Source organism: Bulleidia sp. HCP3S3_C9 (assembly GCF_052064035.1).
In the GTDB taxonomy this organism is placed as follows: Bacteria; Bacillota_I; Bacilli_A; order Erysipelotrichales; family Erysipelotrichaceae; genus Bulleidia.
The window spans coordinates 1-569 of sequence record NZ_JBQHWJ010000131.1; the positions used below are offsets into that span (position 1 = coordinate 1).

The window sequence follows — 569 nt, forward strand, 5'->3', positions numbered from 1 at the left end:
TCATTTTCATTTGCATACTCTATATTTTCCTTTTCAGAATATGCTCCATCTCCAACAATATTATCAACATCTATTCCGTTAGCTTCTGTCTTGTCTGCTAAAGATGCAAGTCCCTTCCGTCGTGCTTCTCTCCGGAAGTGACAGCAGCAGCTGTAATAATTCTTTCTGGAGTCATTGCGATATGTGTCTTATACCCAAAGAATTCTGTGTCTGCAGTTTTGTGTCCCGTCTTGGCATCACTGTCTTTAGAGTAGGTCAGCTCTTCATTTACATCATCCAGCGTTTCACGGAGAAGATTCATATTTTCTTGTATGTTCTTATATGCCTTTAAACTTTCATCATCATCAACCAGCCTGTATACTCTTTCGCAGTAGTCAACTACTTCTTCATACAGTCCGATTCTGTTGTTGTCTGGTTTTTTTGGCATCTGTTTCACATATTCTTCATTTACGCTGCATACTGTAGAACGCCAAATTAAATACACATAAAACCAATAATATATTCAAATTAAATAAAAAAACGATGCAGAGAAAAGACTAAATCATAGTCAAAATATCTGCATTTTCTGT

At 36.4% G+C, this 569-nt stretch carries 1 protein-coding gene; it reads right to left on the bottom strand.

Annotation, left to right across the window (positions count from 1 at the left end; all coding sequences use genetic code 11):
- Nucleotides 1-97 precede the first annotated feature (97 nt).
- Nucleotides 98-484 carry a hypothetical protein gene (locus tag ACTND6_RS11100; RefSeq protein WP_441021838.1) on the bottom strand — a complete coding sequence of 129 codons (387 nt, stop codon included), beginning with the start codon at nt 482-484 and terminating at the stop codon, nt 98-100.
- Nucleotides 485-569: the final 85 nt, after the last annotated feature.